This is a genomic window from Streptomyces sp. AC512_CC834 (assembly GCF_019049325.1).
In the GTDB taxonomy this organism is placed as follows: domain Bacteria; phylum Actinomycetota; class Actinomycetes; order Streptomycetales; family Streptomycetaceae; genus Streptomyces.
In genome coordinates this window covers 14,318-39,679 of record NZ_JAGMUO010000101.1, presented here as the reverse complement: position 1 = coordinate 39,679, position 25,362 = coordinate 14,318, and the positions used below count along the sequence as shown (strand labels likewise).

Sequence of the window (25,362 nt, the reverse complement as noted above, 5' to 3'; positions counted from 1 at the left end):
GTGAAGGCCCTGCACGTCATCACCGGCCTCGGCGTCGGCGGCGCCGAGCAGCAGTTGCGGCTGCTGCTGCGGCATCTCCCCGTCGACTGCGACGTCGTGACGCTCACCAACCCCGGCCCCGTCGCCGACGGACTGCTGGCCGACGGTGTGAACGTCGTCCACCTCGGCATGACCGGCAACCGCGACCTGGCCGCGCTGCCCCGCCTCGCCCGCCTCATCCGCACCGGCGGCTACGACCTCGTGCACACCCACCTCTACCGCGCCTGCCTCTACGGCCGCGTCGCCGCCCGCCTGGCCGGCGTACGGGCCGTCGTCGCCACCGAACACTCCCTCGGCGACTCCCAGATGGAGGGCCGCCCGCTCACCCCGGGCGTCCGCGCCCTGTACCTGGCCGGGGAGCGGCTGGGCAGCGCCACGGTCGCCGTCTCCCCCACCGTCGCCGACCGGCTGAAGCGCTGGGGCGTGCCCGAGCCCCGCATCGAGATCGTCCCCAACGGCATCGACCTGGCCCGCTTCCGGTTCGACCCGGTCGCCCGGCTGCGCACCCGCCGCCGTCTCGGCCTGCCCGAGGGCGCGTACGTCGTCGGCGGCGTCGGCCGGCTGACGGCGGCCAAACGCTTCGACGTCCTGGTCCGTGCGCTGGCCCGGCTGCCCGGCGACTGCTGGCTGCTGCTGGTCGGCGGCGGCCCCCAGGAGCACCTGCTGCGCCGCAGGGCCCACGAGGCCGGGGTCGCCGACCGCGTCCTGCTCACCGGCGAACGCCCGTACCTGCCCGACGGCTCCCCCGGTCCCGACCTGCCCGCGCTCGCCGCCGCGATGGACGTCCTCGCGTCGCCGTCCCCGGAGGAGGCCTTCGGCCTGGCGGCCGTGGAGGGCCTCGCGTCCGGGCTGCCGGTGCTGTACGCGTCCTGCCCGGCGATCGAGGACCTGCCGCCGCGGGACGCGCCCACGGCACGGCGTGTCACCGGCGGCGCCGGGGAGTTCGCCCGCGCCCTCACCGAGGTCCGCGCGGCCGGCGGCCCGGTCCCGGGACCGCGCCTCGCGCCCGACGCGGCCGGCCACTACTGCGTCACCCGCAGCGCCGCCCGGCTGATGGACGTGTACGCCACCACCCTCACGCACCCGTTGTCCCCGGCACCCCAGGCACCCCAGGCACCCCAGGGAGGCAGTTCCGCATGACCGAGCCCCTCACCCACTCCCCGGCCGAGCCCGCGGCGGACCACGCGAGCGAGCCGCCCACCCGTCCGCGCCGCGCGCGCCGCGTGCGCACCGCCCTGCGCGGCGCCCTGCACCGTGCCCTGCACCGTGCCCTGCGCCGCCTGCGGACCCTGCCGCCCTGGACCCCGCTCGCGGCCGGCGTCCTCGCCGGCGGACTGCTCGGCGCCGGCTACGGCCTGGTCGCCACCCCGCAGTACACGGCGACGAGTTACGTCGTCGCCGTCCCCACCGACAAGTCCGACCCGGCGTCCGCGCTGGGCTTCGCACAGGCCTACGGCCGGGTCGCCACGCAGCTCGCGGTGCTCGGGGACGCGCAGATGTGGGCACACGTGCCGGTGGCGACCCTGGAGGAGAGCGTGCGCACCGCGACCTCGCCGGACGCGCCGATGGTCTCGGTGACGGCCACCTCCGAACACCCCGAGGAGGCCGCCGACATGGCCAACGCGGTCGCCCGAGCGCTGACCCGGCACGCGGACGCCTCCGCCGACGACACCCACGTGGAGCTGCGGCAGTTCGCGCGGGCCACCGAGCCGACCGAGGCGTCCTCGGCGTCCGCTCCCGTCACGGGTCTGGTGGGCGCGAGCGCGGGCGGTCTGCTGGGCGGGCTGGCCCTGCTGGTCAGGCCGCGCCGCACCGCGCGGGAGCCGGTCCTGACACCCGCCGCCGTGCCCGGACCGGCGTCGGCGACCGACGTCCGCGGACAACTGTGACGTCCCCGGGGCCGCACCCGCACCCGCCCGACCACACGACCGAACCGGCTACCGAACCGGTCACCGAGCTGGTCACGCAACTGGTCACCGACGAGCGCGCCTTCGCCGCACTGGCCCCGCAGTGGGCGCGGCTGTACGACCGGTGCGCCACCGCGACCCCGTTCCAGAGCCACGCCTGGCTGCTCTCCTGGTGGCGTTCGTACGGCTCGGGCGGCCGGCTGCGGCTGGTGCTGGTCCGCGACGGGCGCGAACTGGTCGCCGCCGCACCGCTGACGCTCGTACGGCGCCCGGTGCCCGCGCTGGTGCCGCTGGGCGGGGCGATCTCGGACTACGGGGACGTCCTGCTGGACGACGAGCGCGGGCAGGACGCGGTGACCGCGCTCACCGACGGCCTCGCCGCGGCGGCCCGCACCGCGCTGATCGACCTGCGCGAGGTACGGCCGGGCGCCGCCGCCGAGCGGGTCTACGAACGCTGGCGCGGTCCCCGGCGCCGGGTGGCCGACTCGCTCTGCCTGGAACTGCCCGCCGTCCCGATGGACGAACTGGTCGCCCGGCTGCCCTCGGCCAAGGCCAGGCAGCGGGCCCGCGCGCAGTTGCGCCGACTGGACGCCCTCGGCGTCAAGAGCCGGCCGGTGCTGCCCGACGAGGCGGACGCGGCGCTGCGGCGGCTGCTCGAGCTGCACCGGTTGCAGTGGCAGGGGCGGAAGGTGACGGGCGAACACCTGCGCGCACGGTTTCGTGAGCATCTGGTGCGGTCGGTGGGGCCGATGGTGCGTGCCGGGGACGCGGTGGTCACCGAGTTCCGGATGGACGACGAGGTGGTGGCCGTGGACGTGACGCTGTTGTCGCGCCAACTGGCCGGCGGCTACCTGTACGGCGCGCATCCCCGCCTGCGGGAGCGGCGGGCGGACGTGGCGGTGATGCTGCTGGAGGCGTGCGCCGAGCACGCCCGCCTCCCGGGGCGCGGCACGCTGAGCCTGCTGCGGGGCGACGAGCCGTACAAGCACCACTGGCGCCCGGCGCCGGCGGTGAACCAGCGGCTGCTGCTGGCCACCCGGCGCACCGCGCCGCTGCTGGCGGCCGCCCTGTGCGACGTCGCCGCCCGGCGGCGCGGCAAGGAGCTGCTGCGGCGGCGCGCCCGGCGGAAGGAGCGCGACGGTGACGACGGCACCTGACCGCCCCCGCCACCGCCGCGATCACTGCCGCGATCACCGTCGCCGCCACCGTGAGCCGCTACTTGTCGCGCGAGTACCAGTCGAGGCGCATGCAGAGCTTCCCGCCGAGCCAGTACTCCACCCAGTCGCCAAGTTCCAGCGGCGAGCAGTCGGCCGGAGGCCGGGGCGTGGTGGACGGCACCGGTGGCACGGGCGGCGCGGTGGGCGTGACGGGCGCGGTGGGTTCCGGGGCCGTCGGTGCGGGCTCGTCGGTGCGGCCGAAGAGCACGGACCGGTAGACGGCGGTGGACCGGGGGTTGTCGTCGCACTGCCACACGCCGTGCGGGCAGTAGTCGGTGACCGTGTTGTACACGGGTTTGTGCTCGTCCATCCAGGCCAGCATGCGCCGCATGTACGCGGCGTTGTCGCCGTTGCGGAACAGCCCCCATTCGGGATAGGAGATCGGCTTTCCGTGCGCCTTCGCGAAATCCACGTGCGCCTGGAGTCCGTAGGGTTCCTTCACCTGTTCGTCGAACGTCATTCCGCGTGGCTGGTCGTACGAGTCCATGCCGATGATGTCGACGGTGGCGTCCCCCGGATAGCACTGCGTCCAGGGAACGGCGTCCCGGCCCCGGCTCGGTGTGAAGTCGAACCGGAACTTCTGGCCGGGCACCGCTCGCATGGTGGTGACGATCCTGTTCCAGTACGTCTTCCAGGCCTCGGGGTCGGGGCCGCAGCGGTGGGTGTAGGTGGTGCCGTTCATCTCCCAGCCGAGCACCAGGACCGTGTCCGGCACCTTGAGTGCGACGAGGCGTTCGGCGAGGGCCCGGAAGTGGTGGTCGAAGCGTCCGGCGGCGCCCTGGCGCAGCAGTTCGCGCACCTCGTCGTCGTCGACGTGCTCCTCGTTGCGTTCCATCATGGGCACGTTGAGGACGAGCATCCGGTCGGCCTTGCGGGTGCGCCAGTCGGCCCACACGTCGAGGAAGCCGGGGGCGCCCTCGATGTTGCTCCAGCGGTCGCCGGGCAGGTAGGTGTGGCCGACGCGCAGTTCGGCGTCGCCCAGCCAGTGGCTCAGGGCGGCCATCCGGGCCACGCCGCGCGGGCCGTAGTCCAGGTAGGCGCCGAAGGCGGGCGTGGGTTCGGGCGCGGCCGGTTCGCCGGCGGCGACGCCGGGGCCCGCGGCCAGCAACGCCGCCGCCGTCGCCGTCGCCGCGATCGTCGCGGCCGCGGCGCGCGCCGGACGCCGCCTGGACCGGTTCCGTGACTGCCGTACGGCCATGCCGGCTCCTTTCGTCGCCGTGAATCGCTCTCCGTTACTGACACCCAGTCATATGAAATGCCATCACGCCACCGCCGTTACGGCTTTCGAGTGCGCCTGTCGCCCGCACCGGTGAACCGAATCGTCGGACGCCCGCATACGAAGGAAGTCTCCCGTGTCGCTGTTCGACACCCGTGTCCCCGCCGTTGTGCTGCGGATCGACCGGAATCCCTTTCACCACGGAACGCTGGGTGCCGTGCGTTCCCTCGGCCGCGCGGGGGTGGACGTGCACGTGGTCGCCGACTGCGCGGACAGCCCGGTCGGCGCCTCCCGCTACCTGAGCCGGCTGCACACTCCCCCGCCGCCCGGCGCGTCGCCCGCCGACATCGCGGTGGTCCTGCGCCGGGTCGCCGCGCGGATCGCCCGGCCCGCCGTGCTGATTCCGATGGACGACGCGTGTGCCGTGGCGGTGGGCCGGGCGCGGGCGGAACTGGCGCCCGCCTACCTGCTGCCCGACCAGCCGGGGGCGCTGCCCGAACGCGTGGCCGACAAGGCGGAGCTGGCCGGGATGTGCGCGTCCCTGGGCGTTCCGCACCCCGAGACCCTGGTCCCGGACGGCCCGGCCGAGGCCGCGCGGGCCGCGTGGCGCCTCGGTCTGCCGGTGGTGGCGAAGTGGAGCCGGCCCTGGCTGGTGCCCCCGGGCGGGGGGCTGCGCAGCACCGTGCTGGTGCGCTCGGCGCGGGAGGCCGGGGAGCTGTACCGGCGGGCCGAGGAGGCGGGCAGCCGACTGCTGCTCCAGGCGTTCCTGCCACCGGGTCCTGACCGGGACTGGTTCTTCCACGGGTACGCGGACCGCTCGGGCGCGGTCCGGGCGGGCGGTCCCGGCCGCAAGACCCGCGCCAGACCGCGCGGTGCGGGTCTGACGGCGGTGGGCCGCTGGACGCCGAACCCTCAGGTGCGGGCGCTCGCCGAGCGGGTCATCGCCGAGCTGGGCTACCGGGGCGTCTTCGACCTCGACTTCCGGCGCTGCGGCACGACGGGCCGCTATCACCTGCTGGACTTCAACCCGCGTCCCGGCGCCCAGTTCCGGCTCTTCACCGACACCGCCGGGCTGGACGTCGTACGCGCCCTGCACCTGGACCTGACCCACCGGCCGCTGCCGCACGGGGCGCCGCGGCCCGGGCGGGCGTTCGTGGTGGAGAACTACGCGCCGCTGAGCGCCCTGCGTCCGGCCCCGGAGGGACGCGAGCTGGCCTGGCACTCCCCGGACGACCGGGCACCGGGCCGGGCTCTGTGGACCCTGTGGGGCCGCCACGTGAGCACCCGGCTGCGGGAGCGCCTGCGCCGGGGCAACGCACGCCCGGACGCCGGCACCCCGGCCCACGCCCGCGTCGTACGCCAGGCCTCCGCCCCTCCCGCCGACCGCACCCACCACTCCGATCGCCCCAGCCACCCCGACCACTCCGACCACTCCGACCGCCCGGGCGAGGACCGGGCGGGCAGGCACTGACACGGCGTGCACGACGCCCCGGTGGCCGTGTGGGCCGGCCGGGGGCGTCGGGGCGAGCAGAGGGGCGGGGTCAGCGGCCGACGGCGGCCGGCGGCGGCCCGCTCCGACCGCTCGGACGAGGACCGGGCGGCGGGCAGACACTGACGCGGTGCGCCTACCGGGCCGTGGCACGCGCCCGGTAGGCCGGTAGGCCGGTAGGCCGGTAGGCCGGTAGGCCGGTAGGTGGGCAGCGCGACGCCCCCGGTGGCCGTGTGGGCCGGCCGGGGGCGTCGGGGCGAGCGGGGGTGGGGTCAGCGGCCGGCGGCGGTCCGGCCCCGGCGGTAGAGGATCGCTCCGCCCGCGATCAGCACGGCACCGGCGGCCGCGGCACCCAGCGTGCCCTCGCTGCCGGTCTCCGCCAGGACGGGCGGCTGCTCCGTCTGGGGAGTCGGCGGGGTGTGCTCCTCCTCGGTGGGCGGCGGGGTCTCCTCCTCGGTGGGCGGGGGCGGCTCCTCGTCGGTGGGCGGCGGGGGCTCCTCCTCGCCGTAGCCGGGAGGCGTGGTCGGGGGCGGCGGCTCTTCTTCGCCGTACCCGGGGGGCTCCTCCGCACTGTTCTCGCACGCGTTGCCGAAGACCGGGTTCAGCGCGGCGATCACGTCGACCGTGTTGCCGCAGAGGTTCACCGGCACGTCGACGGGGACCTGCGCGTTGTTGCCGGAGCCGACGCCGGGCGAGCCCTCGGTCGCGCCTTCCGCGTGGGCGCCGGACGACGACGAGGAGGTCGACGAGGACGAGGACTGGGACTGGGCGTCCTCGCCGTATCCGCCGCCCGAGCCGTCGGTCTGCTCGTCCGAGCTGTTCTCGCACTCGTTGCCGAACGCGGGGTTGAGCGCGGCGATCACGTCGACGCTGTTGCCGCAGGCGTTCACCGGTACGTCGATGGGGGCCTGGACGGCGTTGCCGGACACGGCGCCCGGCGAGTTCTTGGCGGCCCCGTCCGCATGCGAGTCGGCAAGGGCGGGGCTGCCGCACAGGGAAAGGATGCCCGTCGCGGCGGCTGCCGCGACCATCCCCCTGCTCAGGGTCTGTCGCACTCTGGTTGTCTTCCTGCTTGGAGAGATGAGAGATGGCTGGAGAACCACCTGGGGGACAGGCTGCGGAAAGGGGAAAAGCCGGCCCTGAACCAAACGAGTTGGCCAAGGCCGGCCGTGACGCAGCCGGTCGGCTGGTGCGGAACGACGTCAGTCGTTCACGCACGTGTTGCCGAACGCGGGGTTCAGCAGACCGATCACGTTGATGCTGTTGCCGCACACGTTGACGGGAACGTGCACGGGAACCTGGATGACGTTGCCGGACAGGACGCCCGGGGAGCCTACGGCGGCACCCTCGGCGCCGGCGTCGGCGAAGGCCGGGGCGGCCATGCCGAGGGCCATGATCGCGCCCGCGACGACAGCAGCGCTCTTCTTCATGAACTTTCCCTTCTCTGCGGTCATGCCTGAATGACGGCCGAAACCGCGCGAGCACAGCATTGACGGCTCGCACCATGACCTGCAGCCTGCAAACGAGGAATTGACGGCCGAGGAAACTACCGAACGTGGGACACCCCGAAATTCACTCAAATGCCTCACGACACGGCCCGGCCGTTCCCCCAGGAGAGCGACGACGTCGTTCCGCTCCCCGGCGAAATCCCGACCGTTACGGCCGGGCGGCCCGCGGAGAAGTCAGCGGGCCACCCGGACCGGGCGGGAACGGCTCAGCGGCCCTCGCCGTTCGCCGACAGCACCGACAGGTCCTCCAGGACGTGCGACAGGGCGCCGTCCCGCTTGGCCTGCGTGGAGTTGTCCGCGCACTGCTGGTTCAGGTCGTCCGACAGGACGTTGATGTCCTGGATCGGAACGAGGTTGATGACGGCGGCGTTGATGTCCTCGACGCCGACGCACGGCTTGTTCAGCGTGCCCTCGACCAGCGAGAGCTGCGGGCTCATGTCGCCCTTGGTCGCCGAGTTGCCGAACGCCGACGTGGCGCCGTTGCCGTTGGCCACGGCCGGCCCGTTGTCGTCCCCGATGGCAAGAGCCTGGGGAGCGGCGGCAGCCGACATGCCGATCACAGAAGCGGCAGCCGCCGCGGCGACCATTGCCTTCTTGAGCACTTCGCGTTCCTTTCGTCGTAGCGACGCACTGTCCTACGGCCTCATCAACCCGGTGAGCCGTGATTGGTTGCGGGCGTTCACCCGGTTGGCCCGCACGGGATCTCAAAATCGCCGCAAAAATCGCTGGAATCCCGGGGAAAACGCGGACCCGTACACATTTCCCGTTGTCCGCCGACCGAGTGAACGGGAGAAACCCGACCGGACCCACGGAGTTGACCAGTGCGCTCCGGCGAACGGGGTTTCCTCAGAAAGGACTGGCCAGTGATCAAGAAGGTAGTTGCCTACGCGGCGATCGCCGCCTCCGTCATGGGTGCCTCCGCTGCCGCGGCCCCGCAGGCGATGGCGATCGGCGACGACAGCGGGCCGGTCGCCGCCAACGGGAACGGCGCCTCGCAGTACTTCGGCAACTCGATGACCACGGGCAACATGAGCCCGCAGATGGCGCTCATCCAGGGCTCGTTCAACAAGCCGTGCATCGCGGTCAGCGACATCCCGGTCAGTGTCGTCGGCCTGGTCCCGATCCAGGACATCCCGGTCCTGTCGGACGACCTGAACCAGCAGTGCACCGAGAACTCCACGCAGGCCAAGCGCGACGGTGCGCTGGCCCACCTCCTGGAGGACGTCTCGATCCTGTCCTCCAACGGCGAGGACGGCGGCAAGGGCTGACATCGGCCGAGGGGCGGGCCGCCGAGTGCATCGGCGGTCCGCCCCTTTCGCGTGCCGTCAGCCCCGCTTCGGGGCCGCGTACAGCGCCTCGATGTCGTCCGCGTACGCCGCCACCGCCGCGTGCCGTTTCACCTTCAGGGAGGGGGTCAGCAGCCCGTTCTCCTCGGTGAACTCGCCGTCGACGAGCCGGAAGGCGCGGATCGACTCGGCCCGGGAGACGGCCGCGTTGGCGTGGTCCACGGCCCGCTGGACGTCGGCGCGCATCCTCTCGTCCCGCACGACCTCGGACATCGGCGTACCGGCGGGCAGCCCGCGCACCGAGAGCCAGTGGGCGACGGCGTCCGGGTCGAGGGTGATCAGGGCGGCGACGAAGGGCCGGTTGTCGCCGACGACGAGGCACTGGGCGACCGGCGGGCGGCTGCGCAGCCGGTCCTCCAGGACGGCCGGGGAGACGTTCTTGCCGCCGGAGGTGACCAGCAGGTCCTTCTTGCGTCCGGTGATGGTGAGATAGCCGTCGGAGTCGAGGGCGCCGAGGTCTCCGGTGGCGAACCAGCCGTCGGTGAGGGCCGCCTCGGTGGCCTCCGGGTTGCCCCGGTAGGCGCCGAAGACGATGCCGCCCTCGACGAGCACCTCGCCGTCGTCCGCGATGCGCACGGCGGTGCCGGGGACCGGCGGGCCGACGGTGCCGGGGCGGGGGCCGAGCGGCGGGACGAGGGTGGCGGCGGCGGTGGTCTCGGTCAGGCCGTACCCCTCGTAGACCATGATTCCGGCGGCGTAGAAGAACAGGTTGAGGTCGCTCCCGAGCGGGGAGCCGCCGCTGATGGCGTAGCGCATCCGGCCGCCCAGCTCCGCCCGGACCCGGCGGTAGACCAGCAGGTCGTACAGGGCCCAGCCGGCCCACAGGCCGAGGGTGGGCCCTCTGCCGCGGCCGAGGAAGCGCTCCAGGTGCGCGGCGCCGAAGCGGACGGCGAGGCGGTGGGCGCGCTCGAAGGAGGCGCCGCGGCCGATCTTCTCGGCGGTGGCGCGGCCCGTGTCGTGGATCTTCTCGAACAGGTACGGGACGCCGACCAGGAAGGTCGGGCGGAACGACTTGAGCGCGGGGCGCAGTTCGTCGGGCTTGATGCTCGGGAAGTGCCCGATCTCGATGCGGGCCAGCAGGCAGGCGATCTGGATGGTACGGCCCAGGATGTGGGCGAGGGGGAGGAAGAGGAGGGTCGAGGCGGTCTGGCCGGTGACCTCCTTGAAGATCGGGTGCAGCAGCTCGACGGTGTTGGCGGCCTCGGCGTGCAGGTTGGCGTGGGTGAGGACGCAGCCCTTGGGGCGGCCGGTGGTGCCGGAGGTGTAGCAGACGGTCGCGACCGAGTCCGGACTCAGGGCGGTGCGGCGCTTGGCGACCTCCTCGTCGCTCACGTCCAGGCCGAGGGCGGTGAGGTCGGCGAGCGCGCCGGCGTCCAGTTCCCAGGTGAGCGGGTGCTCGGGGTGGGCGTCCGTGCCGGACAGGACGGTGGCGGTGTTGGCGGCGGTCTCCGTGACCATGTGCCGGGCACCGGAGTCGCGGACGATCCACTCGACCTGGTCGGCCGAGGAGGTGGCGTAGACGGGGACGGTCTGGCCGCCGGCCGTCCAGATCGCGAAGTCCAGGACCGTCCACTCGTAGCGGGTGCGGGACATGACGGCGACCCGGCCGCCGGGTTCCAGGCCGGCGGCGATCAGGCCCTTGGCGACGGCGGTCACCTCGCGGGCGAACCCGGCGGCGGTGACGGGCCGCCAGACGCCGTTCACCTCGCGGCGCAGGACCACCGCGTCGGGGGCCTCGGCCGCGTTGGTGAACGGGATGTCGGCGGTGCTGCCCGTGGTGGGGCGGGGCGCGAGCGGTGCGGTGCGGGCCTCGCGGACGGTGCCGTGCGCGTCCCTGACGGTCTCGGTGCTCGTGCGGGACGCCAGATCACCGCGGTCTCTCGCCCGTTTCAGGTCCTTGCGTACGCCCATGACGGCTCCCGGTCGCGGATCGGACTGCTGCGCTGTCGCGTGAACTCACTGCGAACTTACTCCGGAGTAAACTTACTCACGCGTAAGGAAACGTCAATGGGCGGGGCGGGCTGAGGGGCAGGCCCCGCCCTGCCCCTCAGCCCCCGGCGATCAGACCAGCCGGTTCGCCTCCTCGATCGCCTCGGCCAGCTCGCGGACGTCGGCGTCCTCCGTGCGGTCCGCCAGGACGTCCGCCCGCTCGGACAGTTCCCCGAGGCCCGGCGCGCCCGGCAGGGAGCCGCCGTCGCTGTCGCCGTAGCCGTCGCCCGGGGAACGCAGCGCGTCGGCGAAGTAGGCGGCGGTCGCCGTGACCCGCAGCCCGCGGCCGGCGTCCCACACCGACTCGTCGAGGCCTTCGGTCTCCACGTCGCCCGACTCCTCGTGCGGGGCCCGGCTGTCGGGGTCGAGCCAGCGGACGGTGGCCGTGGCGAGGTGGCCGTCGGCGCCGGGCCGGGTGCGGACGGCGTACAGGGCGGTGACCGTGTGGCCGGGGCCGACCTCGCCGCCATCGACGCGGTCGTCGCGGAAGTCGTCGTCGGCGACCTGGCGGTTGTCGTAGCCGACGAGGCGGAACTCGGCGACGGTCTCCGGGTCGAAGGCGACCTGGGCCTTGGCGTCGCGCGCGGTCAGCTCGATGTGCCGCGGGAGCTGCTCGCAGAAGACCTCGCGGGCGTCCTCCGTGTCCGAGACGTAGGTGGTGTGGCCGTCGCCCCTGTCGGCGAGGCGTTCCATCAGGGCGTCGCCGTAGTCACTGCCGACGCCGACGCCGAAGAGGGTGATGCCATGCTCGCGGCGCTCGTCCGCGACGCGTTCGAGGATGGTGTCCGCGTCGGTGTCGCCGGTGTTGGCGAGGGCGTCGGAGACGAGGACGACGCGGTTGGTAGCACCCTCGCGTCGGCCCTCGACGGCGGTTTCGTAGCCGGTCTCGACGCCCGCGCCGAGGTTGGTGGAGTCGGTCGGCTCGAGGCTGTCGATCGCGTCGTGGACGCGGCCGCGGTGGTCGCCGAGCCGGGTCATGGGCAGGACGGTCTCGGCCTCGTCGCTGAAGGTGACGATCGCGACGGAGTCGTCGTCGCGGAGCCGGTCGGTCATGGTGCCGAGGGCCTCCTGGGCGAGGTCGAGGCGGCCGGGCTCGCCCATGGAGCCGGAGATGTCGATGACGAACGTCAGGGCGGCCGGCGGGCGTTCCTCCTGCTGCTCGGCGGAGCGGGTGGCCAGGCCGACGCGGACCAGCGACCAGTCCTCGTCGTCGGTGCGGGCGCCGTCCACGGTCACCGAGAAACCGTCGCCGTCGGGACGGTCGTAGTCCTGGCGGAAGCTGTTGACGAACTCCTCGGGGCGGACCGTCGACGGATCGGGCAGCCGGCCCTCGGCCAGGGTGCGGCGGGCGTAGCCGTAGGAGGCGGTGTCGACGTCGAGGGCGAAGGTGGAGAGGTAGTCGGGGTCGGGGGCGATCTCGCGGGAGTCGCCGTTCTTCTCCCCTTCGCCGGTGCTCGTGCCGCCGTCATGGCGCTGTTCGCCCTCGCCGCGCGGGCGATCGGGCGCGGGCATCGGGGCCGAGCCGCCCCGGGAGTCGGCCGCGGTGTCCTTCGCCCCGTGCGACGCGTCGTCCGTCCCGCCGCAGCCGGTGAGCAGCAGCCCGCCCGCCAGGGTGAGCGCGAGCAGCGCGGTCGTGCCGCGCCGCCCTCGCTTCCCGTGCATCCCGTACGTTTCGCACGTCCCGTACCGGTTCATCGTCCGTCCCCCTGCGTTTCGTTGGCGCCGGTGTACGTGACTGTGACGGCGCGGCGGGGTGAAACGTGCGGCACGGGGCGTTACGGCTGTGTCTCGAAGCGGGCACAGGGGCGTGCCCGCGAGGGTCTGCCCGGCGGCTCAGGTCGCAGGAAAGACGCGTCACCTATTCGGCGCCGGTAAGCGGGGTCTGGTGCGTGCAGATGCAAGGCGGAGGAGGGCGGCGACGCGATGGGGGTCCCCCCGCGCACGGGGTCCCCCCGCTCGAGCGAAGCCGAGAGTGGGGGAGAAGCCGAGAGTGGGGGAGTCGGCAACCGACGACAACGCCTGGGGGCCCCTCCCACGCCCTTAAGGCAGTGGGGGAGTGCGTGCCAGACCCCGCGTCTGCGGCATGATCCGCCGGACAGGCCCTGGACCGGTGGGTGATCCTCCGGTGACCTAGGAGACGATGTCCTTGCGGGCGAAACCCCTGAAGGCCAGGGCGAACAGCACCAGCGCGTACGTTATCGAGACCGCGCTGCCCTGGATCATGCCCGACCACTCCGGATTGGGCTGTACGGCGTCCGCCCAGGCGAACTGCCAGTGCGCGGGCAGGAAGTGGCGCCAGTCGCCGAGGGCCGTCACGGCGTCCAGGACGTTGCCGACGATGGTGAGGCCGACCGCGCCGCCGACCGCGCCGAGCGGTGCGTCGGTCCTGGTGGAGAGCCAGAACGCGAGGCCCGCGGTGACCAGTTGGGACACGAAGATGTACGCGACGACCACCACCAGGCGCTGCGCGGCCGTACCCGGGGCGAGCGAACCGCCGGTGGGGATGGCCAGCGGCCCCCAGCCGTAGGCGACCGAGCCCACGGCCAGCGCCACCAAGGGCAGCAGCACCATCGCGGCCAGGCTCAGCCCGAGCCCGACGGCCAGCTTGGACGCGAGCAGCCGGGCCCGCGGCACCGGCGCGGCGAGCAGATAGCGCAGGGAGGACCAGCTCGCCTCGGAGGCGACGGTGTCCCCGCAGAACAGGGCGACCGGGACGACCAGCAGGAAGCCCGCCGAGACGAAGAGGTTGACCGCGGCGAAGTTGGCGCCGGAGGCGGTGGCGGTGTCCATCAGGGTGATGCGGTCGCCGGTGCCGTCCGGCTCGCCGCCGATCGCGAAGGCGACGACGAGGACGAACGGCAGGACGGCGAGGATCGCGCCCATGACCTGCGTGCGGCGCCGCTTGAGCTGGCGCACCATCTCCACGCGCAGGGGCAGGGTGCGGCCCGCCCGGTATCCGTACGCCGACCCGGCCCCGGACCCGGACACCGACGCGGACTGGGACGAGGTCTCGGTCGTGGACGCCGTCGCGGCCGGCTTGGTGGGCGTGCTGGGCGTGCTCATGCGGAACCTCCGATCAGGGTGAGGAAGGCGTCCTCCAGGCGGCGGTGCGGACCGACCGATGCCACGGGCACCTCGAGCCGGACCAGTTCGGCGACCAGGCCGGGCGCGGTGCCGCCGGTGTCGAGGCGGACCAGGAGCCCGTCGTCGGTGTGCACGACGGAGGCCACGCCCGGCAGCGCGGCGACCTTGTCCACGAGCGGTTCGTCCACGGGCAGACCGGTGCCGACGAGGAGCGTGTCGCCGGAGCCGATGATCTCGGCGACCGGGCCCGCCTGGACCAGCCGGCCACGGTCCATGACCACGAGGTGGGTGCAGGACTGCTCGACCTCGGCCAGCAGGTGGCTGGAGACGATCACGGTGCGGCCGGCCTCCGCGTAGCGGATCATCACCCCGCGCATCTCGCGGATCTGCGGCGGGTCCAGGCCGTTGGTCGGCTCGTCGAGGATGAGGAGGTCGGGCAGCCCGAGCATGGCCTGGGCGATGGCGAGCCGTTGGCGCATGCCCTGGGAGTAGGTGCGCACCGCGCGGGCGAGCGCGTCGCCGAGGCCGGCGATCTCCAGGGCCTCGTCCAGGTGGGCGTCCTCGGGCGGGCGGCCCGTCGCCCGCCAGTACAGCTCCAGGTTCTCCCGGCCGGACAGGTGCGGCAGGAAGCCCGCGCCCTCGACGAAGGCGCCGACCCGGGAGAGCACCGGGGCGCCGGGCCGGATGGCGTGGCCGAAGACCCTGACCTCGCCGTCGTCCGGCTTGATCAGGCCCATCAGCATCCGCAGGGTGGTCGTCTTCCCGGCGCCGTTGGGCCCGAGCAGGCCCAGCACCTGGCCCTTCTCCACCCGGAACGACAGCTCCCGTACCGCGTACCGCTCGGCGGACCCGGCGTAGCGCTTGCTCAGGCCGGTGATCTGCAGGGGCACGTCGGCCAGGGCGGGGTCCGGGGCCGGTGCGACGGTACGGCGGCGGCCCGTCCACAGCAGGGCCAGCGCGACGGCGAGACCGGCCAGGGGCAGCCACCACACCCACGCGGGCAGCGGGGCGGCGGCGGTGGTCACGCCGGGGGCGGTCGGCACCTCCAGGTCGCCCTTGAGGGAGACGGTGTACGTCGCCGGGGCGGCCGGGGAGGCGTAGCCGAGGTCGGTGGAGGCGAGGACGAGGCGCAGGCGGTGGCCCTTCTCCACCTCGTGGTCGATCGCCGGGAGGGTGACCGTCACGTCCTTGCCGGCCTTGGCGTCCTCGACGCGGACGGGGGTCACCAACTGGGAGGGCAGTACGGGTGCGGTGCCGCCGGGGCCGACGTCGTACACCTTGGCGAAGAGGACGGCGTCGTCGGTGGTGGAGCGGACGTGGACGGTGGCCGTCGGTGAGCCGGTGATCCGCAGGTCGTCACCGACTGGGGCGGACTCGAACGCGGCGTACTGGCCGGGGAAGTCCAGGGACACCCCGACGCCGAGCGAGGAGAGCTGGGAGAGCCCGCCCGCCCCGCCGATGCCGGGGAGGGCGGAGACGGCGGGCGGATTGGCCCCGGCCGGGTTGTCGACGCTCTGCTCGCGTCCGGTCAGGGGCACGGACCGCTGTCCGTTCGCCAGACCCGGGTAGCGGTCCGCGCTCGCGCCGCGCAACTGTGCCTGTCCGTCGGTGGAGTCGACGCCTCCGGTGCGGGTGACGCGGAAGGCGGGGCCGGTGTCGGCGCCCTTGTCGTCCTTGAGATAGCGGTCGAACCAGTCGTCCACCCGCGTCTCGACACGGTCGTTCTCCAGGTTGCCGCCGTCGTGCCCGCCCGCGATCCAGTCGACGTCCACGGGCGCGCCGTTAGCCCGGATCGCCTTCGCGGCGGCGTCGGCCTGGCCGAGCGGGAAGAGGGAGTCGGTCTGGCCCTGCGTCAGCAGCGTGGGCACCTTGATGCGGTCACCCACGGCCTGCGGACTGCGTTCCTCGAGGAGCTTCACCGCCTCGGCGTCGGGCGTGCCGGACTCGGCGACCCGCTGGTACATGCGGCACAGGTCCGCCTCGAACCGGTCACAGCCGCCGCCGGAGTTGACGAAGATGCCGGCCCACAGCTTCTTGAAGACGCCGTTCGGGAACAGCGCGTCCGCGAGGTTCCAGTAGGTGATGGCGGGAGCGATGGCGTCCACCCGAGTGTCGTGCCCGGCGGCGAGCAGCGCGACGGCGCCGCCGTAGGAGCCGCCCGCGATGCCGAGGCGGGGATCGCCCCCCTTGTCGAGCTGGACCTGGGGCTGCTCCGCGAGCCAGTCGATCAGCCGGGACACGTCGGCGACCTCGCCGTCCGGCGCGTTCAGCCCGATCTTCCCCGTGGACTTCCCGAAGCCGCGTGCGGACCAGGTGAGGACCGCGTACCCGTCCCGGGCGAGGTCCTCGGCCTGCTCCCGTACGTCGGCCTTGCTGCCGCCGAAGCCGTGCGCGAGCAGGACCGCGGGGCGCCGGCCGCCGGAACCCGACGTGAAGTACGAGGTGTCCAGGCGCACGCCGTCGCCCACGGCCACCACCCGCTCCGCGCGCCGCACCGGGGCCGGGTCGTCCCCGGCGACGGCCGTCCATGTCCCGGCGCCGGCGAGCACGACGACGGCGGCCGCGGCGGAGAGCATCCGCCGCGGCCCCCGTAGCAGCCCCCGCACGCGGGGCAGTCGAAGATCCATGTGTCAACGGTACGGGCCGCCACCGACAACGGGGGCAGTCCCGGGGCTGAACCGGCCGCCCTCCCACGGAAGTACGGAGCCGGTGCCGCGTACCACGGGCGCGGTAGTCCGGTCACGGCCCGGCGGGCTCCCGGACGCTGTCGGTGGCGCCCGGTAGAGTCCTGGGCACAGGTGAATCACAGGATCACAGCAACGGGTGGGGACTCATGAAGCTGACATACACCGCTGCCTGGGTGGGGCTGACGGCGGCGGCGATGGTCGCGGCGACCGCGTGCGGCTCGGACGGCGGCGCGAAGACGGCGACCGAGAAGGCCGACAAGACCGACAAGACCGTCGACCGGCCCGCCGACAGGCCCGCCGACAAGTCGGAGACGGTCACGGCGGCCCTCACCCGGGCCACCGACCGGACCGAGGAGCTGGGCTCCGCCGAGGTCAGGACGACGACGGAGCTGGCCGCGACCGGTGGCGAGCCGATCTCCATGGACGGCACGTACTCCTGGGGGGACGGCGCGGCCATGGACGTCGAGATGGACACCGCCGCCGCGCAGATGGGCGCGCTCCAGGACGACCCGACGACGCGGGTCATCATGGTCGAGGGCGCCTACTACTACGACGTCGACCCCCAGCCGAGCGGCCCGATCGCGGGCAAGGAGTGGATGCGCGTCGACGTCGCCGCCGTGACGGGCGAGGCGGGCGCCGACAACATGGCGGCCAACGCCGACCCGACGGCGTCGCTGCGCTACATGACGGCCTCCACGGAGGTGGAGGACCTCGGCGAGGAGACCGTCCTCGGCAAGGAGACCACCCACTACCGGGGCAGCGTCGGCGCGGAGCACATCGAGAAGTCCAAGCTCACCAAGGCCGAGAAGAAGGCCGCCATCGCCGCCCTGGAGGCGAACGGCGGGAAGCTGACCTGCGACATCTGGGTCGACGGCAAGGACCTGCCGGTGCGGATCTCGCAGACCGGCGCCGGAATGACCGTGAACATGGACTTCGTGAAGTTCGGGGCCACCGAGGAGATCACGGCTCCGCCCGCCGCCCAGACCGGTGACCTCACCGAGCAGGTCAGGGAGCAGCGGGACGCGGCGATAGGTCAGTGACCCGCCGGCGCCCCCGGTCCGCCGTGTCGCTCGGCGGGCCGGGGGCGTCCGCGCAGCCTCAGTGGTTGCGCGGGAAGCCCAGGTCCACGCCCGCCGGGGCGTCGGCCGGGTCGGGCCAGCGGGTGGTGACGACCTTGCCGCGGGTGTAGAAGTGCGTGCCGTCGTTGCCGTAGATGTGGTGGTCGCCGAAGAGGGAGTCCTTCCAGCCGCCAAAGGAGTGGTAGCCGACGGGGACGGGGATCGGGACGTTCACGCCGACCATGCCGGCCTCGATCTCCAACTGGAAGCGGCGGGCCGCGCCGCCGTCCCGGGTGAAGATCGCGGTGCCGTTGCCGTAGGGCGAGGCGTTGATGAGCGCCACGCCCTCCTCGTACGTGTCCGCGCGCAGCACGCACAGCACCGGGCCGAAGATCTCGTCCTGGTAGGCCTTCGCGGTGGTCGGCACCCGGTCGAGGAGGGAGATGCCGATCCAGTGGCCGTCCTCGTGGCCGTCGACCGTGAGCCCGGTGCCGTCCAGGACGACCTCGCAGCCCTCGGCCGCCGCGCCCTCGACGTAGGAGACGACCTTGTCACGGTGCGCCTTGGTGATCAGCGGGCCCATCTCGGAGGACGGGTCGGTGCCGGGGCCGATCTTGATCTTCTCGGCGCGCTCGCGGATCTTCTCGACCAGTTCGTCGCCGACGGCGCCGACGGCCACGACCGCGGAGATCGCCATGCAGCGCTCGCCGGCCGAGCCGTAGGCCGCGCTGACCGCCGCGTCGGCCGCCGCGTCGAGGTCGGCGTCCGGCAGCACCAGCATGTGGTTCTTGGCGCCGCCCAGCGCCTGCACGCGCTTGCCGTTGGCGGAGGCGGTGGTGTGGATGTAGCGGGCGATCGGGGTCGAGCCGACGAAGGAGACCGCCTTGACGTCCGGGTGCTCAAGGAGGCGGTCCACGGCCACCTTGTCGCCGTGCACGACGTTGAAGACGCCGTCCGGCAGTCCGGCCTCGGAGAGCAGCTCGGCGACCTTCACGGCGGCCGACGGGTCCTTCTCGCTCGGCTTCAGCACGAAGGTGTTGCCGCAGGCGATGGCGATCGGGAACATCCACAGCGGCACCATCGCCGGGAAGTTGAACGGCGTGATGCCCGCGACCACCCCGAGCGGCTGCCGGATCGAGGACACGTCGACGCGGGTGGCGACCTGCGTCGACAGCTCGCCCTTGAGCTGCACGTTGATGCCGCAGGCCAGGTCGACGATCTCCATGCCGCGCGCGACCTCGCCGAGCGCGTCGGAGTGCACCTTGCCGTGCTCGGCGGTGATCAGCTCGGCGATCTCGTCGCGGTGCGCGTCCAGCAGCGCCCGGAACCTGAACAGGATGGACGTGCGCTGCGCCAGCGACGACTGACCCCAGGTCAGGTAGGCCTCCTTGGCGGCGGCGACCGCGGCGTCCACCTCGTCGACGGAGGCGAAGGCGACCTTGGTGGTGACCGCGCCGGTCGCCGGGTTCGTCACCGGCCCGTACGTGCCCGACGCGCCTTCGGCGGTCTTGCCGCCGATCCAGTGGTTGACGATGTTCGTCATGACCGAGAACTCCTTCACAGATGGCGGCGACGGGTCGAGACGTGCCGTGGGTACTGACTCCATCCCAGCAGCCGGACGCGCCGGGCGCGCCCGACACTGTGTCTGCGGTTTGGGTGTCCGCGTAGACACGTGGGGCAGTGTGGGCGGCCCGCCCCGCGACGGGACACGGAACCCACGGGAAACAGCGACGCGGGAAACGACGAGGCCGAAATCGGCGACGCGGGGAACAGCGACGCGGGAAACCTCCGGCGCGGAGCCGGTGCGAGCGGGGAGTAGGCGCTCGTGCCTCGCTCCTGCCAGGGCGAGGCGGCCTTCCCGCGCCGGAGGCGTTCGGTGGGGGAACCGGCGACCGGGCGGTGTGCCCTCAGGTCGTGCGCCATCGCGTTCCCCTTCTTGCCCGCCCTTGCGTCTCCCCGGTTTCTAGCCCCGCGCGTGCGGCCTGTCAATGTTTTGTCCGGACATTCGGACGACTTGATCCGGGTGGCCGTTCGCGAGCCGGGGACGCGGGCGTACGGCGGAGCACCCCCCGCCGCCACAGTCAACGCGCCGCGCCTGAACGACGGCGTACGCCTTTGTGGCACTCGTGTCACAAAAGCGCTCCCCGGGTCACACATGTCACGCGCACGCGGGTCTTCCGTCACACCCGGGAACGGCCCCTGACCGCCCCTCACTCCGCGTCGTTCACCCGGGACAGGCTTGGTGATCGCCAGCGCAGCGCCCGGCTCCCCCCGGCGGCCGTCCCCGGCCGCCGCCGCGGCATGCGCAGGGAGGTGCAACTAGTGACCGACCGAAGGCTCTGGTCCTACAAGGACATCGCGGCCCACATCCGGGTCCAGCCGGACACCGTGCGGTCGTACCGCAAGCACGGGCTGCTGCCCCCGCCCGACCACGTGGAGGGCGGTAAGCCCTACTGGTACGCGGACACGGTCCGTGCCTGGGTGGCGTCCCGCCCCCGCAACCGGAACCGGAACCGGTAGACGAAACCGGAGCCGGAACCGGCAGACCGGAAAAGCGTTCTGTGCCCCACGGACACGTGGGGCACAGTGCCGTGCATGAACTTCCCCGACTTCCCCGACTTCTCCGTGAAACCCGTCCTGACCGGCGAGAAGACCGTCCTGCGGCCGTTCACCGTCGAGGACGCCGACGTGATGTGGGAGATCATCAACGACCCCGAGGTCGTCCGCTTCACCTTCGAGCCCACCACCGAACTCACCCTGGAAGGCCTGCGCTCCTGGTACGGCGTGCGCACCGCCGACCCCGACCGGCTCGACCTCGCCGTCACCGACCGCGCCACCGGCGAACTCGTCGGCGAGGTCGTCCTGTACGACTGGGACCCGTCGGCCCGCGGCTGCACCTTCCGCACCCTCATGGGACCCCGGGGCCGCGGCCGTGGGCTGGGCAGCGAGGCGACGCGGCTCGTCGTCGGGCACGCCTTCGAGCAGGTGGGCCTGCACCGCGTCCAGTTGGAGGTCTACGCCGACAACCCACGGGCCCGGCGGGTGTACGAGAAGGCCGGCTTCGTGGTGGAGGGGGTACGGCGGGAGGCGGCCCTGCGGAGCGGCGTGTGGGTGGACGACGTACTGATGGCGGTCCTCGACCACGAGTGGGGCTCGCACGGAGGCGACGCAAGTGACGGGTGGGGTCCACTTAATACCCCCTAGGGGTACAGTGGAGGGCGAGTGGTCCACACCGGACCACGGGTACCCACCCATGAACGCACCACCGACGAACGTACAGACGAGGAGTAACGACATGACCGCCCAGACCGACACCCAGGGATCCGTCACCACCGTCTACAAGGTGAGCGGAATGAGCTGCGGCCACTGCGAGGGCGCCGTCTCCGGCGAGATCTCCGAGATCGCGGGCGTCGGCTCGGTGCAGGCCGTCGCCTCCACCGGCGAGGTGACCGTCGTCTCCGAGGCCCCCCTCGACGACGCGGCCGTACGCGCCGCCGTGGACGAGGCGGGCTTCGAGCTCGTCGGCAGGGCCTGAGCCCCCGCGCACGCACCGTTCTGGAGTCCGGACCATGACCAGCACCACCGCGGATTCACGCACCGCCACGACGGCCGCCGACCCCGACGCCGACCACCCCGGCCCCGCCGAGGTCGAGCTGCTCATCGGCGGGATGACCTGCGCCTCCTGCGCGGCCCGCGTCGAGAAGAAGCTCAACCGCATGGACGGTGTCACCGCCACGGTGAACTACGCGACGGAGAAGGCCCGGATCACCCGCCCGGCGACCACCCCGGTCGCCGACCTGATCGCCACCGTCGTGAAGACCGGGTACTCCGCCGAGGAACCGGCACCGCCGCCGGAGCCCGCCGAAGCCGACGCCGACGAGGCCGAGCCCCCGGGGAGCGCCGAGGACCCCGAGCTGTCGGCCCTGCGTCACCGCCTGGTCGTCTCGGTCCTCCTCGCCGCCCCGGTCGTGCTGCTCGCGATGGTCCCGGCGCTCCAGTTCGACAACTGGCAGTGGCTCTCGCTCACCCTGGCCGCGCCCGTCGTCGTCTGGGGCGGGCTGCCCTTCCACCGCGCCGCCTGGACCAACCTCCGGCACGGCGCGGCCACCATGGACACGCTGGTCTCGCTCGGCACGCTGGCGGCGTTCGGCTGGTCCCTGTGGGCGCTGTTCTTCGGGGACGCGGGCATGCCGGGCATGCGGCACGGCTTCGACCTCACCGTCTCCCGTACGGACGGCGCCTCCGCGATCTACCTGGAGGCCGCCGCCGGGGTCACCGCCTTCCTGCTCCTCGGCCGCTGGCTCGAGGCCCGCTCCAAGCGCAGCGCCGGCGCCGCGCTGCGGGCGTTGATGGAGCTGGGCGCCAAGGACGTCGCCGTACTGCGGGACGGGCGCGAGGTGCGGATACCCGTGGCCCGGCTGGCGGTGGGCGACCGGTTCGTGGTCCGGCCCGGCGAGAAGATCGCCACCGACGGCACGGTGGCCGAGGGCACCTCGGCCGTGGACGCCTCCCTGCTGACCGGCGAGTCCGTGCCGGTGGACGTGACCGTCGGCGACGCCGTCACCGGCGCCACGGTCAACGCCGGGGGCCGGCTGGTGGTCGAGGCGACGCGGGTCGGCGCGGACACGCAACTGGCGCGGATGGCGAAGCTGGTGGAGGACGCGCAGAGCGGCAAGGCCGAGGTGCAGCGGCTCGCCGACCGGATCTCCGGGGTCTTCGTACCCGTCGTGCTGCTGATCGCGGTCGCCACCTTCGGCGGCTGGCTGGGCGTTACCGGTGACACGGTCGCCGCGTTCACCGCGGCCGTCGCCGTCCTGATCATCGCCTGCCCGTGCGCGCTGGGCCTGGCCACGCCGACCGCGCTGCTGGTCGGCACCGGGCGCGGCGCGCAGCTCGGCATCCTCATCAAGGGCCCGGAGGTCCTGGAGTCCACGCGGCGCGTCGACACGGTCGTCCTGGACAAGACCGGCACCGTGACCACCGGCCGCATGACCCTGCACGAGGTGTACGCCGCCGAGGGCACCGACGAGACGGAGCTGCTGCGGCTCGCGGGCGCCGTCGAGCACGCCTCCGAGCATCCCGTGGCCCGCGCGGTCGCGGCCGGCGCGGAGGAGCGGCTCGGCGGCACGCTGCCGGGCGTCGAGGACTTCGAGAACGTCCCCGGGCGCGGCGTACGCGCGCGCGTGGAGGGCCGCGAGGTGGCCGTGGGGCGCCTCTACGACGCCCTGCCGCCCGAGGTCGCCCGCGCCGGGGACGAGGCCGAGCGCAGCGGCCGTACGGCCGTCGTCGTCGGCTGGGACGGTGTGGCGCGCGGGGTCGTCGCCGTGGCCGACGCGGTCAAGGAGTCCAGCGCCGAGGCGGTGGCCGAGCTGCGCCGGCTGGGCCTGACCCCCATCCTGCTGACCGGCGACAACCGGCGGGTGGCCGAGTCGGTCGCGGCGGCCGTCGGCATCGACGAGGTGATCGCCGAGGTGCTGCCCGAGGAGAAGGTCGCCGTGGTGGAGCGGCTGCGGGCCGAGGGCCGTACGGTCGCCATGGTCGGGGACGGCGTCAACGACGCCGCCGCGCTCGCCACCGCCGATCTGGGCCTGGCGATGGGTACGGGGACGGACGCGGCCATCGAGGCGGGAGACCTGACGCTGGTGCGCGGGGACCTGCGGGTGGCGGCGGACGCGATCCGGCTGTCCCGGCGCACGCTGTCCACGATCAAGGGCAACCTGGTGTGGGCCTTCGGCTACAACGTGGCCGCGCTGCCACTGGCCGCCGCGGGACTGCTGAACCCGATGATCGCGGGGGCGGCGATGGCCTTCTCCTCGGTCTTCGTGGTCACCAACAGCCTCCGGCTGCGGGCCTTTCGCCGCTCCCCTCGCTCGTCCACTCACTCGTCCGCATTTCACGCAGGTCGAGGGGCTGCGCCTCTGGAGTCCGGCACGCGCCTCACATAAGCTCTTCACAAGGCTCGCGCATCTTCCTTACGCTGGAGTCCCGTGCGACGTACGGGGCTCTTGCGCACCTAAAGGACAAATGCAAGAGACGCAGATCACAGTGCAATGAACGTAACCATCGAAGGGGTTCGAAGGTCTAAGTTGGCGATGTCAGGCAGCGTCTTGGGGGGCGCCACCTGGCATCTGGGGATGTCTTGGGGGACTTTCCCAGAGCTGCGTTGCCGGGACACGTACGCCGGGAAGCTTTGAGCGGCCCTCCCGGGCGTGCGCTGTCCCGGCAGACCGCACGACAGGCACGACAGGTACGACGAGTTCCGCTCGTTGTGCTCGACACAGCGAATTCAGGCGCTGGCCTCACAGACGCCCGGCCGGATCCCGTGGGGGGAATCCGCACCGGGGCATGGGAAGGCGCCCTGGATCGTCGGCCCGTGGGGGGACCGGCGCCAGGGCGCCTTCTGCTGTTCGCACCCACTCAGGGGTACGGGGTGTGAGGTACGGGGCACGGAAAAGTCCCGTACCACCGATCGGCACGGGACTCTTCTTGCGCGCTGCGGGGGTGCCTGTCGGCTCAGCGCTCCTCGACCGGCACGAAGTCGCGCTCGACGACGCCCGTGTAGATCTGGCGCGGGCGGCCGATGCGCGAACCCGGCTCCTTGATCATCTCGTGCCACTGGGCGATCCAGCCCGGCAGCCGGCCCAGGGCGAACAGGACCGTGAACATCTCGGTCGGGAAGCCCATGGCCCGGTAGATCAGGCCGGTGTAGAAGTCGACGTTCGGGTAGAGGCTGCGCGAGACGAAGTAGTCGTCGGAGAGCGCGTGCTCCTCCAGCTTCAGGGCGATGTCCAGCAGCTCGTCGGACTTGCCGAGGGCGGAGAGCACGTCGTGCGCGGCGGCCTTGATGATCTGGGCGCGCGGGTCGAAGTTCTTGTAGACCCGGTGGCCGAAGCCCATCAGGCGGACGCCGTCCTCCTTGTTCTTCACCTTGCGGATGAAGGAGTCGACGTCGCCGCCCGCGTCGCGGATGCCTTCCAGCATCTCCAGCACCGACTGGTTGGCGCCGCCGTGCAGCGGGCCCCAGAGGGCGTTGATACCGGCGGAGATCGAGGCGAACATGTTCGCCTGCGAGGAGCCGACCAGGCGGACCGTGGAGGTCGAACAGTTCTGCTCGTGGTCCGCGTGCAGGATCAGCAGCTTGTCGAGCGCGGCGACGACCGTCGGGTCCAGGTCGTACTCCTGCGCCGGGACCGAGAAGGTCATGCGCAGGAAGTTCTCGACGTAGCCGAGGTTGTTGGCCGGGTAGACGAACGGGTGACCGATCGACTTCTTGTACGCGTACGCCGCGATCGTCGGAAGCTTCGCGAGCAGCCGGATCGTGGAGAGGTTGCGCTGACGCTCGTCGAACGGGTTGTGGCTGTCCTGGTAGAACGTCGACAGCGCCGAGACCACCGAGGACAGCATGGCCATCGGGTGGGCGTCGCGCGGGAAGCCCTTGTAGAAGTTCTTGACGTCCTCGTGCAGCAGGGTGTGCTGCGTGATCTCGCCCTTGAACGCGGACAGCTCGTCGACCGTCGGCAGCTCGCCGTTGATCAGCAGGTAGGCGACCTCCACGAAGGAGGAGCGCTCCGCGAGCTGCTCGATCGGGTAGCCGCGGTAGCGGAGGATGCCCGCCTCGCCGTCCAGATACGTAATGGCGGATTTGTAGGCGGCGGTGTTGCCATAACCGCTGTCCAGCGTCACCAGACCGGTCTGGGCGCGGAGCTTCCCGATGTCGAAGCCCTTGTCACCGACGGTGCTGTCGATCACCGGGTAGGTGTACTCACCGTCGCCGAACCGCAGTACTACAGAGTTGTCGCTCACGTCTTCCCTCACCACCGAC

At 72.7% G+C, this 25,362-nt stretch carries 20 protein-coding genes; 10 read left to right on the top strand and 10 right to left on the bottom strand.

Annotated elements, in window-relative coordinates:
- From KUM40_RS32455 to KUM40_RS32445, 3 genes are all read left to right on the top strand, one after another.
- Positions 1-1,179 carry a glycosyltransferase gene (locus tag KUM40_RS32455; RefSeq protein WP_217169873.1) on the top strand — a complete coding sequence of 393 codons (1,179 nt, stop codon included), beginning with the start codon at positions 1-3 and terminating at the stop codon, positions 1,177-1,179.
- On the top strand, positions 1,176-1,928 hold the full coding sequence (locus KUM40_RS32450) for a lipopolysaccharide biosynthesis protein (protein ID WP_254396001.1): 753 nt from the start codon (positions 1,176-1,178) through the stop codon (positions 1,926-1,928). The genes KUM40_RS32455 and KUM40_RS32450 overlap by 4 nt, the downstream gene beginning before the upstream one ends.
- 68 nt (positions 1,929-1,996) lie before the next feature.
- Positions 1,997-3,103 carry a GNAT family N-acetyltransferase gene (locus tag KUM40_RS32445; RefSeq protein WP_217170057.1) on the top strand — a complete coding sequence of 369 codons (1,107 nt, stop codon included), beginning with the start codon at positions 1,997-1,999 and terminating at the stop codon, positions 3,101-3,103.
- A 58-nt stretch (positions 3,104-3,161) separates the two neighbouring features.
- Here KUM40_RS32445 and KUM40_RS32440 read toward each other — a convergent pair whose 3' ends face one another.
- Positions 3,162-4,361 (bottom strand): glycoside hydrolase family 26 protein, encoded by a 1,200-nt coding sequence (locus tag KUM40_RS32440; protein ID WP_217169872.1) that lies wholly within the window; start codon positions 4,359-4,361, stop codon positions 3,162-3,164.
- 154 nt (positions 4,362-4,515) lie between these two features.
- On the opposite strand from KUM40_RS32440, the gene KUM40_RS32435 reads away from it, so the two are divergent.
- Positions 4,516-5,850 carry an ATP-grasp domain-containing protein gene (locus KUM40_RS32435; protein WP_217169871.1) on the top strand — a complete coding sequence of 445 codons (1,335 nt, stop codon included), beginning with the start codon at positions 4,516-4,518 and terminating at the stop codon, positions 5,848-5,850.
- 290 nt (positions 5,851-6,140) lie between these two features.
- Here KUM40_RS32435 and chpA read toward each other — a convergent pair whose 3' ends face one another.
- The 3 genes from chpA to rdlA form a co-directional block, all read right to left on the bottom strand.
- A complete protein-coding gene (gene chpA / locus KUM40_RS32430; RefSeq protein WP_308401283.1) occupies positions 6,141-6,923 on the bottom strand; it encodes an LAXTG-anchored chaplin ChpA in 783 nt (260 codons plus the stop codon).
- Between the two features lie 147 nt (positions 6,924-7,070).
- Entirely contained in the window at positions 7,071-7,298 is a 228-nt protein-coding gene (gene chpD, locus KUM40_RS32425; RefSeq protein ID WP_302180929.1) for a chaplin ChpD, read from the bottom strand.
- A 284-nt stretch (positions 7,299-7,582) separates the two neighbouring features.
- Positions 7,583-7,978 carry a rodlin RdlA gene (gene rdlA, locus KUM40_RS32420; RefSeq protein WP_217169869.1) on the bottom strand — a complete coding sequence of 132 codons (396 nt, stop codon included), beginning with the start codon at positions 7,976-7,978 and terminating at the stop codon, positions 7,583-7,585.
- A gap of 261 nt (positions 7,979-8,239) precedes the next feature.
- On the opposite strand from rdlA, the gene rdlB reads away from it, so the two are divergent.
- On the top strand, positions 8,240-8,644 hold the full coding sequence (gene rdlB / locus KUM40_RS32415) for a rodlin RdlB (RefSeq protein WP_217169868.1): 405 nt from the start codon (positions 8,240-8,242) through the stop codon (positions 8,642-8,644).
- Positions 8,645-8,701: 57 nt separating this feature from the next.
- On the opposite strand, the gene KUM40_RS32410 is transcribed toward rdlB, so the two are convergent.
- From KUM40_RS32410 to KUM40_RS32395, 4 genes are all read right to left on the bottom strand, one after another.
- On the bottom strand, positions 8,702-10,633 hold the full coding sequence (locus tag KUM40_RS32410; protein ID WP_217169867.1) for a long-chain fatty acid--CoA ligase: 1,932 nt from the start codon (positions 10,631-10,633) through the stop codon (positions 8,702-8,704).
- 150 nt (positions 10,634-10,783) lie between these two features.
- Complete coding sequence (locus KUM40_RS32405; protein ID WP_217169866.1) at positions 10,784-12,406, bottom strand: VWA domain-containing protein; 1,623 nt, start codon at positions 12,404-12,406, stop codon at positions 10,784-10,786.
- Between the two features lie 435 nt (positions 12,407-12,841).
- Complete coding sequence (locus KUM40_RS32400) at positions 12,842-13,774, bottom strand: ABC transporter permease (protein WP_254395999.1); 933 nt, start codon at positions 13,772-13,774, stop codon at positions 12,842-12,844.
- Positions 13,771-16,422, bottom strand: a complete 2,652-nt coding sequence (locus tag KUM40_RS32395; protein ID WP_217169865.1) for a CocE/NonD family hydrolase — start codon at positions 16,420-16,422, stop codon at positions 13,771-13,773. Before KUM40_RS32395 ends, KUM40_RS32400 begins: the two co-directional genes overlap by 4 nt.
- Positions 16,423-16,628: 206 nt before the next feature.
- On the opposite strand from KUM40_RS32395, the gene KUM40_RS32390 reads away from it, so the two are divergent.
- Positions 16,629-17,522, top strand: a complete 894-nt coding sequence (locus KUM40_RS32390; RefSeq protein WP_217169864.1) for a hypothetical protein — start codon at positions 16,629-16,631, stop codon at positions 17,520-17,522.
- A 58-nt stretch (positions 17,523-17,580) separates the two neighbouring features.
- Here the strand turns inward: KUM40_RS32390 and mmsA are convergent, their stop codons facing one another.
- Positions 17,581-19,083 (bottom strand): CoA-acylating methylmalonate-semialdehyde dehydrogenase, encoded by a 1,503-nt coding sequence (mmsA, locus tag KUM40_RS32385; RefSeq protein WP_217169863.1) that lies wholly within the window; start codon positions 19,081-19,083, stop codon positions 17,581-17,583.
- Positions 19,084-19,862: 779 nt separating this feature from the next.
- Here mmsA and KUM40_RS32380 point away from each other — a divergent pair.
- The 4 genes from KUM40_RS32380 to KUM40_RS32365 all read left to right on the top strand — a co-directional run bounded on the left by KUM40_RS32380 (position 19,863) and on the right by KUM40_RS32365 (position 23,485).
- A complete protein-coding gene (locus KUM40_RS32380) occupies positions 19,863-20,060 on the top strand; it encodes an AlpA family transcriptional regulator (protein WP_217169862.1) in 198 nt (65 codons plus the stop codon).
- A gap of 75 nt (positions 20,061-20,135) precedes the next feature.
- The gene (locus KUM40_RS32375) at positions 20,136-20,744 is read left to right on the top strand and encodes a GNAT family N-acetyltransferase (RefSeq protein ID WP_217169861.1); all 609 of its coding nucleotides are present in this window, start codon (positions 20,136-20,138) and stop codon (positions 20,742-20,744) included.
- A gap of 91 nt (positions 20,745-20,835) precedes the next feature.
- Complete coding sequence (locus tag KUM40_RS32370) at positions 20,836-21,075, top strand: heavy-metal-associated domain-containing protein (protein ID WP_217169860.1); 240 nt, start codon at positions 20,836-20,838, stop codon at positions 21,073-21,075.
- A 34-nt stretch (positions 21,076-21,109) separates the two neighbouring features.
- Positions 21,110-23,485 carry a cation-translocating P-type ATPase gene (locus KUM40_RS32365; protein ID WP_254395997.1) on the top strand — a complete coding sequence of 792 codons (2,376 nt, stop codon included), beginning with the start codon at positions 21,110-21,112 and terminating at the stop codon, positions 23,483-23,485.
- 568 nt (positions 23,486-24,053) lie between these two features.
- Here KUM40_RS32365 and KUM40_RS32360 read toward each other — a convergent pair.
- Complete coding sequence (locus tag KUM40_RS32360) at positions 24,054-25,343, bottom strand: citrate synthase (protein ID WP_217169859.1); 1,290 nt, start codon at positions 25,341-25,343, stop codon at positions 24,054-24,056.
- Positions 25,344-25,362 lie beyond the last annotated feature (19 nt).